This is a genomic window from Acinetobacter sp. ACIN00229 (assembly GCF_016106645.1).
GTDB classification, from domain to species: domain Bacteria; phylum Pseudomonadota; class Gammaproteobacteria; order Pseudomonadales; family Moraxellaceae; genus Acinetobacter; species Acinetobacter oleivorans.
The window spans coordinates 45,165-54,732 of the sequence record NZ_JADWOM010000022.1 but is presented as its reverse complement, the minus strand read 5'-3'; the positions used below and the strand labels follow the sequence as shown (position 1 = coordinate 54,732).

8 protein-coding genes are annotated in these 9,568 nt (G+C 37.9%); 5 read left to right on the top strand and 3 right to left on the bottom strand.

What is annotated here, in order from left to right:
• Positions 1–232: 232 nt before the first annotated feature.
• The 3 genes from I7H67_RS17235 (at position 233) to rimI (ending at position 2,792) form a co-directional block, all read left to right on the top strand.
• Positions 233–1,114, top strand: a complete 882-nt coding sequence (locus I7H67_RS17235) for a metal-dependent hydrolase (protein ID WP_198308424.1) — start codon at positions 233–235, stop codon at positions 1,112–1,114.
• 240 nt (positions 1,115–1,354) lie between these two features.
• Complete coding sequence (locus I7H67_RS17230) at positions 1,355–2,230, top strand: metal-dependent hydrolase (protein ID WP_198308423.1); 876 nt, start codon at positions 1,355–1,357, stop codon at positions 2,228–2,230.
• Between the two features lie 106 nt (positions 2,231–2,336).
• Positions 2,337–2,792: a ribosomal protein S18-alanine N-acetyltransferase gene (gene rimI, locus I7H67_RS17225; protein WP_198308422.1), complete on the top strand. Its 456-nt coding sequence runs from the start codon at positions 2,337–2,339 to the stop codon at positions 2,790–2,792.
• Positions 2,793–2,833: 41 nt separating this feature from the next.
• On the opposite strand, the gene I7H67_RS17220 is transcribed toward rimI, so the two are convergent.
• The 3 genes from I7H67_RS17220 to trxB all read right to left on the bottom strand — a co-directional run bounded on the left by I7H67_RS17220 (position 2,834) and on the right by trxB (position 5,469).
• A complete protein-coding gene (locus I7H67_RS17220; protein ID WP_005303129.1) occupies positions 2,834–3,649 on the bottom strand; it encodes an arginyltransferase in 816 nt (271 codons plus the stop codon).
• Between the two features lie 18 nt (positions 3,650–3,667).
• Positions 3,668–4,399 carry a leucyl/phenylalanyl-tRNA--protein transferase gene (gene aat, locus I7H67_RS17215; RefSeq protein WP_013198772.1) on the bottom strand — a complete coding sequence of 244 codons (732 nt, stop codon included), beginning with the start codon at positions 4,397–4,399 and terminating at the stop codon, positions 3,668–3,670.
• 122 nt (positions 4,400–4,521) lie between these two features.
• On the bottom strand, positions 4,522–5,469 hold the full coding sequence (gene trxB / locus I7H67_RS17210) for a thioredoxin-disulfide reductase (protein ID WP_004794149.1): 948 nt from the start codon (positions 5,467–5,469) through the stop codon (positions 4,522–4,524).
• 269 nt (positions 5,470–5,738) lie between these two features.
• Between trxB and I7H67_RS17205 the strand changes: the two genes are divergently transcribed.
• Together I7H67_RS17205 and rhtC are read left to right on the top strand one after the other, a co-directional pair.
• Positions 5,739–8,780 carry a DNA translocase FtsK gene (locus tag I7H67_RS17205; RefSeq protein ID WP_198308421.1) on the top strand — a complete coding sequence of 1,014 codons (3,042 nt, stop codon included), beginning with the start codon at positions 5,739–5,741 and terminating at the stop codon, positions 8,778–8,780.
• Between the two features lie 155 nt (positions 8,781–8,935).
• A complete protein-coding gene (gene rhtC, locus I7H67_RS17200; RefSeq protein ID WP_111856004.1) occupies positions 8,936–9,556 on the top strand; it encodes a threonine export protein RhtC in 621 nt (206 codons plus the stop codon).
• The last annotated feature ends 12 nt before the right edge of the window (positions 9,557–9,568 follow it).

Sequence of the window (9,568 nt, the reverse complement as noted above, 5' to 3'; positions counted from 1 at the left end):
TGGTGTTGTTGCGAAAGTAACTGCATAATCACTTTCAGTGAAAAAAAGCGCTCTTTTTAGAGCGCTTTTTTTATATTTAATTGTCTAACAATCACTATAAAAGCTGGCCTTAACTGATATTTCAATGTCCTTATTTACCCTTAATCCTTTTTATGAAATTTGTATGATAAGAATCAAGAAAACGAACAATAAAGTTTGAGTAATTTGGATTACTTAATAAGGAGCTTTGGGTATGAATGCTAAAGTGAATATTACGAATCGCGCAGGGGCGAGCTTTCCTGTACGTCGTATGAACTTTGACTTTAATGATGTACCAGAATATTGGATGAATGGTTCTGCTGGACTCACACACTTTATGACAGCATTGTCGGCCTTGTTTCCGGCAGGTGAAAAATTCTTCATAGATAGTGTACGTGCTGTACGTTATCACCGATCTATTAAAGATGATGAAGCATTACAAAAAGAGATTAGTGCCTTCATTGGGCAAGAAGCAATGCATACTCAAGAGCATGTAAATTTTAATGCTTCTGCTCAAAAGTTTGGTCACGATGTAGAAACATTAGAGAAGTTTACTGACACGGCGATTCAAACAGCAATTAAAGCTTTTGTAAAAATTGTTAAACCTTTTGGTATGACCAAAGAAATGGTTGACCTGACAGCTACAACAGCACTTGAACATTTTACCGCTACTATAGCTTCACAGTTATTAGTTAATAAGCACATTCAAGAGTTGATGACAGACGAAACAATGTCAACCATGTGGTATTGGCATGCTATTGAAGAAAATGAGCATAAAGCTGTAGCTTTTGATGTGTACGAGGGTGTATTTGGTAAAGGTATAAAAGCTTATGCTTTACGTACGAGTTCACTAGTATTTGCGATGACTTTAATCTTTTTGATTCAATCATCTTTTGTACTTCGTTTATTAAAGCAAGACAATAAGTTGAATTTAAATGAACTATCAGTAATTTATAAATATGGATATAGCCCATCTAAGGGCATTATTAGTGGTATGGCTAAAGAAATGCTAGCTTACTTTAAACCTGGTTTTCATCCAAATGACCTAGATACAGTTGGTCTATTGAAAACATGGAAAGCAAAGTTAGGTTTGTAATTTAAATCTATGTTGATTTGAAAGGGCTCATGAGTAGCCCTTTTTTCTTTTTAAGTATTATTTGCTAACCATAACTATAAGTAAGTCTATGCACCTTTATGGGGGTATTAATGACCTCATCTGATATTTCTCTGTCCTCATCTGCACTTAATTGGTACATCGAAAGACGTATGATTATAAATATTAAGAAAATAAATAAAGTTATATGTGAATTAGCTATTCACTTAAAAGGAGTCTGAGATGAATGCTAAGGTAAATATTTCCAATCGTGCTGGCGCTAGTTTCCCTGTGCGTCGTATGGATTTTGAATTTGCTCAGGTCCCACGTTATTGGGCAAATTATGATGCAGCATTAACACATTTTATGACAGCATTATCGGCCCTTTTCCCAGAAGGTGAGCAGTTTTTTGTAAATAGTACTCGTGCTGTTCGCAATGATCCAAAGCTTGCTGATCCAAATCTTCAAAAAGAAATCAGTGCTTTTATTGGTCAAGAAGCGATGCATTCGAAAGAGCATTTAGCATTTAATGCTTCAGCGCAGGCTTATGGTTATGATGTCCGCCATATGGAAAAGCAAACAGGAAAAGTCATTAAGATGGGTACGGCTGTTGTAACCAAATTAATGAAACCTTTTGGCTATACTAAAGAAATGATTGATTTGACGGGAACATGTGCGCTAGAACATTTTACGTCTACCATTGCAGCTGAACTTTTACAAAATCCTGAAATTCAAGCGATGTTCCAAGATGACACGATGTATCATTTATGGATGTGGCATGCAGTTGAAGAAAATGAACATAAAGCTGTGGCATTTGATGTGTACACAAGCATGTATGGGCAAGGTCCGAAAGCTTACTTTATGCGCTCAGCAGCTTTGATTATTGCAATGGCATTAATCTTTGCAACTCAATCTTATTTTACTGCCAAGTTACTCAAGACTGATGATAAATTAACTTGGAAAGATACGAAGTACATGCTTAAGTTTATGTATGGTCGTAAAGGTTTTATGACACGTCAAATTCCAGAGTTACTTGATTTCTTAAGACCAAAATTTCATCCAAATGATTCTGATACTACAGCGCTGTTAGCAACTTGGCGTGAAAAACTAGGTCTCTAAAAAAGATGGTAAAAAAGGGCAATTTAATTGTCCTTTTTTTTACTCGTTTTTTCTTGTGAAGTTTTTATAATACGCATTACTTTAAAACTTTGATTGTGCTGAACCCATGATTCGTATTATGCAAAACACTGATGTTGATATTGTTGTACAAATCGAAAAATCAGTGCAAACACACCCATGGTCAAGACAGCAATTTGTAGAATCTTTGAATTCTTATCAATGCACTGTCATTGAGTCACAAAATAGAGTCGTTGGGTTTTGTATTTTACAACCAGTACTAGATGAAGCAAATTTATTGCTCATGGCCATTGATCCTAAAATGCAAGGTCAGGGCTTTGGATATGAATTATTAAATGCATCAATTGATCAATTAAAAAATCAACCAGTACAAATATTTCTAGAAGTTCGTGAAAGTAATAAAGCTGCTATCGGTTTATATGAAAAAACAGGTTTTCACCAAATTGACCTGCGTCGCAATTATTATCCTACCCCAGAAGGGGGGCGGGAACATGCAGTCATTATGGTAAAAACCTGTACAGATGATTTTGCTTCTTTATTCTAAATTTTGATCTGAGTGCTTTTCATAAGAAAGTTAGATCAAAATTATTTAATAATTAAATTATTCCATTCAGAAGGTAATGTTGTCATAAGCGACGTACCTAACTGTTGAATTTCGTCGGGCGATAAGGATCTGTTTAAGCGGCGCCATTGCCCATCTAGTAAAAGTTCTAAAGGGGTATATTGCGACTTATAATTCATTTTGGCTGAGTGTGGCACCCAGTAACCTAAATAAAGATATTCTAAACCAAGCGATTTCACATATTCGATTTGGTTCAAAATAGAGTACACACCAAGTGATCTACGATGTTCATCTGGATCAAAGAAAGTATAAACAGCCGACAGTCCATCATCCATTAGATCGCAGGTAGATACACTGATTAAACGGTTATCTTTCCAAAGCTCTAAAAAGAAACTATCTGTACAACTATGTACTAAAAATTTTTCAAACTGATCTAAGCTAGGAGGAAACATATCGCCATCAGCATGGCGTTCATTAATATAGCGTTCATATAAATCATAATGAATTTGAGCAGCTTGCTGAGTTGGCAAGACAGTCATGGTCAGATCTTGATTCCTTTTCCACGCTTTTTTTTGCATGCTGTTCATTTGGAAATCGGCAACTGGAACGCGACAAGATAAGCATTGTCTGCATAAATGGCATTCAGGACGATAAACGAAGTCACCGCTACGGCGAAATCCTAAACGAGAAAGTTCTGAAAGAGTGACCACATCAATCCGATGAATAGGGTCTAAAAACACCATGCGCGCCGATTTATTTTCTAGGTAGCTGCAATCATGAGGTGGAGTAATATAATACTGCAGATCATTTAAAAGGGACTTCGGGTGATATGATTTCATGATTGGTCCCTCCTGTTATCATTCCATTAATTTTGCATCTAACGCTATTGTTTTACTTGAAAATACACGTTCTTGATACTTTTTCCAATTGATAGAGGGGTGAATAATTACATCTTGTAACGATTTTAAGTAGTCTTGACGAGAAAGTGTACAGGCTCCCAAGCTAATTAAGTGACTATTTACAAGCTGGCAGTCTACCCAAGGGAGCTGATTTTCTTGTCCAATCAGCATTAATGTATAAAAAGCCATTTTTGAAACATCAGTTTCATTACTAAACATTGATTCACCGAAGCATCCTTTGCCAATCGTAATGCCGTATAGACCTCCGACAAGTTCGTTTTGATCCCAGACTTCCACACTATATCCATAGCCAGCATTAAACATCTCACAATAACCCTGAATAATATCTTCGCTAATCCAAGTTTCATCTGCATAGCTTCTGGGTAGAGAACATGAGCGAATGACTTCTTCGAAGGCATGATTAACCGTAATTGTATAATCATGTTTTTTCATGTTTCTAAGGAGTGACTTGCTTGGCTTGTAATTTTGAGGGTAGATCACACAACGAGGCTCAGGGCTCCACCAACAAATGGGTTCATCTTCATTGAACCACGGAAATAATCCATGGGTATATGCTTCATATAGGGTAGAAGGGGAGAGATCAGCTCCAATACAAATTAAACCATGACCATCTGGATCGGCTTCAATAGGGTCTGGGAAAATGAATTGAGAAAGTGGAAGTGTATTCATAAAAATAAAATAAGATCAGCTTTAAGGTTATGCTATAAAAATTAATATATGTCAGCTAGTCATTATTCTAAAAAAACAGCCGTTATAAGAACGGCTGTTTTTAAACTCTAGAAATCTATTAATTAAAGATTATCTAGATATTTTTCAGCATCAAGAGCCGCCATACAGCCTGACCCAGCAGAAGTAATCGCTTGGCGATAAATGCTGTCAGCGACGTCACCAGCAGCAAAAACACCAGCTACAGAAGTTGCTGTTGCATTACCAGAAGTACCGCTTTGTACTTGAATATAGCCATCACGTAAGTTTAATTGACCATCAAACATTCCGGTATTTGGTTTGTGACCAATTGCAACGAATAGACCATGAACTTCTACGTCTTGCTTAGAGTCATCTTGAGTTGATTTAAGGCGAACACTTGTTACACCAGTATTGTCACCCAATACTTCTTCAACTTCGTGATTCCAGATAATGCTGATTTTGCCTTCTTTTTCTTTGGCAAATAAATGATCTTGCAAAATCTTTTCAGAACGTAAGCTATCACGGCGGTGTACTAGCGTTACATGTGAAGCAATATTTGATAAATAAAGCGCTTCTTCAACAGCAGTGTTACCACCACCTACAACCATTACTTTTTGGTTTTTGTAGAAGAAACCGTCACATGTTGCACATGCGCTTACACCTTGTCCCATAAAGTTTTGTTCAGACTCTAGGCCAAGATATTGAGCTGTAGCACCAGTTGCAATAATCAAAGCATCACATGTGTACTCTTCCATATCACCTTTTAGAACAAAAGGACGTACGTTTAAGTCCACTTCGTTAATATGGTCATAGACGAGTTCTGTACCAAAGCGTTCAGCATGTGCTTGCATACGATCCATTAATGCAGGACCTGTTAAACCTTCAGGATCGCCCGGCCAGTTGTCAACTTCGGTTGTTGTTGTAAGTTGCCCACCTAGTTGTAAACCTGCAATCAAAGTAGGTTTAAGGTTTGCACGTGCTGCATAGACAGCTGCACTATAGCCCGCAGGGCCAGAACCGAGAATAATTAACCGAGAATGACGAGCACTCATTGAGGGTATCCTTATTTATTTCGAGAATTTTGAAAATTATACGTGAATTTGCCGATCAATAGCGTTAAATCAATGTGGATAATATTGATCAGGTCAATCGAATTAAGTTATATAACAATATAGAAGTGCCTCATGTTAACAACAACTGTAAAGAATCATGCACCTTTTTTGTAAGAACAGGTGCATAATATAAAGTTCATTCGTTGAAGATCTAGAGTGTAGTTCTTCACATCTCTAAACCAATAATTAAATGGGTTACAGGACAGTATATGACTGCGGTGTCGAGTGTTTATGCACAGCGCTTATTGATGACATTATTCTTGGTTTCTTTTGGGATTTATATGTTTCTGGCAACAGTAACATATACACCATTTGATCCGGGCTGGATGCATATTTCCAGTGATACTCAGCAAGTATCCAATGCAAGTGGTATTGCTGGCGCATGGATTGCAGATTTGCTGTTTGGTTTTTTAGGATGGGCAAGTTTGCTTATTCCAATTTTCCTTTTTATTGAAGCAATACAAGTGTGGTGGCCACATAGTTTTTTAAACCGCCCATTTCGTTATGCTGCACAATTCTTTTTAATTTTGGTTGTGTCTAGCCTGCTTTATTTACATTGGAATGTGCCGGCAGATACTTTAGATAATGCGGCTGGGGGAATTATTGGTTACGAGTTAGGTCAAAGCCTATCTCAATTGCTAACAATTTACGGCGCGACTTTATTCTTACTCGTTTTCGGAGTGGTTTTGTTTACTCTTGCATTTGGGGTGCAATGGAGCAAAACATGGGTTACGCTCAAAGCGACACCAAGCTATTTACAAGATTTATTTTATAAAAACGTATCACCAAACGAATCGGATTATGACTTAACAACTCAGCCTGCTAATAAAACAGCGGCAGTTAAAGTTGCACAAAACGCTGAGGCCAATGCTTCAGATGAAAAAGAAGTGCCAGTTCAATCTGAAACTACTCAATCACAACCTACAGCAACACGACATGATGCGGTTGCTGAAAGGTTATTTGCAGATGTATTAGCGAAAGAGCAGAGCCGACCTGAACTTGTAGCAGTTGAGCCAGTTGCAAATACTCAAAACTTTGAACATACGCTTGAGCAAGCCCATAAGCTTGAAAAAGATAGCCAACGTTTAGTGGCTACGGGTGAAGTATGGCGTGCTTTACAACGTGATGATGCGAGTCATAAGCAAGAAATTGATGCACTTTTAAGAGCCGCTGATGATTCAACAGAACAAGCCCCTGCTCATGATCAATTCCAGCAAACTATTTCACAAGTTCATCAAACTCAACCTGCAGCTAAACAAGACCTACATGGTCTTGACTGGAATGATGATGAAATTTTTGATGAGTTACTTGCTGCGGTTCCAAACAGTAAAACTGCAACAGATGTACATACACCATTTGTTCAAGATCAACATGTAGAAGCAGAACCAACTTCGCAATCTGTGAATATTGCTAATGAAACTTCTTCACCTTTATCGAATGTAAATCAGTCACCTAAAAATTTAGCAAATGAACAAGTTTTTGAAGACTTTGATGATTTATTAATAGATGAAGATATTGCGCCCGCTGAACCTGTCAGAGCAAGTAGTTATGCGCAATCTTCAGCATTTGTAAAAGCTCCTATTCAAACGACTATTCAGGCCGATAAACTTTCAAAAGAAGAGTTTATTGAGGCATGGCAGGAAACTGCTGGGAAACCTCAAGAAAATCTTGATATTGATGAAGATGATTTCGATTTAGATGCGCCATTAACAGATGCAGCTGGTCGACCAATGTCTCGTGCAATGCAGGTTGCCAAGAAGCGTTTGGATTTACCAACTTTGCCAGGTCTTGATCTACTTGATAAGGTTGATCCGAATAAGAAAGTTAACTTCACTGAAGAGCAGCTTTCGCGTTTATCAGAATTACTTGAAATTAAGTTACAAGAATTTAATGTTAAGGCTCAAGTGGTTGAAGCTCAACCAGGGCCAGTAGTTACCCGTTTTGAATTGGATTTAGCACCGGGTGTTAAAGCATCTAAGGTAACCAATATTTCACGTGACTTAGCCCGTTCAATGTCGATGGCCTCTGTTCGTGTAGTGGAAGTCATTCCTGGTAAACCATATATTGGTATTGAAGTACCAAACAGTGCTCGTGAAATGGTGCGTTTGATTGAACTTTTGGAAACGCCAACATATCGCGATCCAAGTGCACTCATTAGTATGGCGATGGGTAAAGATATTTCGGGTAATCCCGTATTAACTGATTTAGCCAAAGCCCCACACATGCTAGTTGCGGGTACAACGGGTTCTGGTAAATCGGTTGCGGTAAACTCGATGATTTTATCGATGTTGCTTAAATATACACCTGACCAGTTGCGTTTGATTTTAATCGATCCAAAACAGCTTGAACTTGCAAACTATAATGATATTCCGCATTTATTAACTCCAGTCGTTACTGACATGAAAGATGCAGTAAGCGCGTTGAACTGGTGTGTGAATGAAATGGAACGTCGTTATAAGCTGATGTCGTTCTTAAAGATTCGTAAATTAAGTGACTACAACCGTAAAGTTGAAGAAGCAATTGCGAATGGGGAAGATCTCATTGACCCAACTTGGAAACCAAGTGATTCGGCGACACAAGAACGCGCACCTCGTTTAACACCATTACCATCTATTGTGATTGTTGCGGATGAGTTTGCCGATATGATTATGCAGGTGGGTAAAAAAGCAGAAGAAATGATTACGCGTTTAGCGCAAAAATCTCGTGCTGCTGGTATTCACCTATTGCTCGCAACTCAACGTCCATCTGTTGATGTCATTACCGGTTTGATTAAAGCCAATATTCCAACGCGTGTCGCATTGCGTGTAAACAGTAAAATCGACTCGCGTACTATCTTGGACGCAGGCGGTGCAGAAGATTTGCTCGGTCATGGTGATATGCTGTTCTTAGGGCCTGGTAAAATCGAGCCTGAGCGTGTGCATGGTGCATTCATTAGTGATGATGAAGTCAACCGCATTTGTGATGCTTGGCGTGAACGTGGTGAGCCAGATTATGTCGACGAAATCTTGACTCCATTTGACGAAGAACCGACTTCACGTGGTTTTGAAGAGGGTGAGGGTGGTTCTGACCGTGATGCACTTTATGATCAATGTGTGTCATTCGTTTTAGAAACTCGTAAAGCTTCTACATCGTCGCTACAGCGTAAATTTAGCCTTGGTTATAACCGTGCTGCCCGTATCATTGACCAAATGGAAGAGAACGGCATTGTGAGCGCAATGGGACCTAATGGTAAGCGAGATATTTTAGTTTAAGAACTTATCCCTAAAAAAAGCCTCTCTGGAGGCTTTTTTTATAATTTAAATAAACTGATCTATTTATAAAATGACTTAAAGATTTTAACGTATAGTAAAAAATGCTAATGTATTTTTCCTAAATAAATAACAACGAATTAAATCTGGAGGAAAACATGTTACTTGCTCTAATTACTTTAGCTTTTATCCATTTTTGTGCACTTATTACTCCAGGACCTGATTTTTTTCTTGTATCTCAAACAGCGATTAGTCGATCACGTAAAGATGCTATGTTAGTGGTGGGTGGTATCACAGCAGGTGTTATGTTTTGGGCTTGTTTAGCACTGATGGGACTAAACCTTATTTTTGAGAAAATGGCTTGGTTAAAACAAGGTTTACTCATCGCCGGTGGCTTATATTTATGTTGGTTAGGCTATCAGATGTTACGTTCGGCATTTTCAAAAAATCAGCAAGAAGATAATGTTGCTGTAGAGCTACCAAAAGCACCTTATCTATTTTTTATTAAAGGCCTGATAACCAATCTATCAAATCCTAAAGCTGTTATTTATTTTGGTAGTGTTTTCTCTTTATTTTTAGCCAACCCTCAACTTGATCAGGTTCATTGGCTGCTCTTTATTATTGTCACAGTCGAAACAATTTTATGGTTCTGCTTTGTGACTTTTATTTTTTCATTACCAAGTTTTAGATCAGCTTATCGTAATTTTTCAAAATGGATTGATGGTATTTCAGGTGGTATTTTTACCGTATTTGGTATTTTCCTCATTGGTAATCGGTAAATTTAGATAAGA

Bases quoted from the DNA above. Each gene is read 5' to 3' on its own strand.
- I7H67_RS17205 (WP_198308421.1), top strand. From the start codon at position 5,739: ATGACTGCGGTGTCGAGTGTTTATGCACAGCGCTTATTGATGACATTA.
- I7H67_RS17235 (WP_198308424.1), top strand. From the start codon at position 233: ATGAATGCTAAAGTGAATATTACGAATCGCGCAGGGGCGAGCTTTCCT.
- rimI (WP_198308422.1), top strand. From the start codon at position 2,337: ATGATTCGTATTATGCAAAACACTGATGTTGATATTGTTGTACAAATC.
- I7H67_RS17220 (WP_005303129.1), bottom strand. From the start codon at position 3,649: ATGAAATCATATCACCCGAAGTCCCTTTTAAATGATCTGCAGTATTAT.
- I7H67_RS17230 (WP_198308423.1), top strand. From the start codon at position 1,355: ATGAATGCTAAGGTAAATATTTCCAATCGTGCTGGCGCTAGTTTCCCT.
- rhtC (WP_111856004.1), top strand. From the start codon at position 8,936: ATGTTACTTGCTCTAATTACTTTAGCTTTTATCCATTTTTGTGCACTT.
- trxB (WP_004794149.1), bottom strand. From the start codon at position 5,469: ATGAGTGCTCGTCATTCTCGGTTAATTATTCTCGGTTCTGGCCCTGCG.
- aat (WP_013198772.1), bottom strand. From the start codon at position 4,399: ATGAATACACTTCCACTTTCTCAATTCATTTTCCCAGACCCTATTGAA.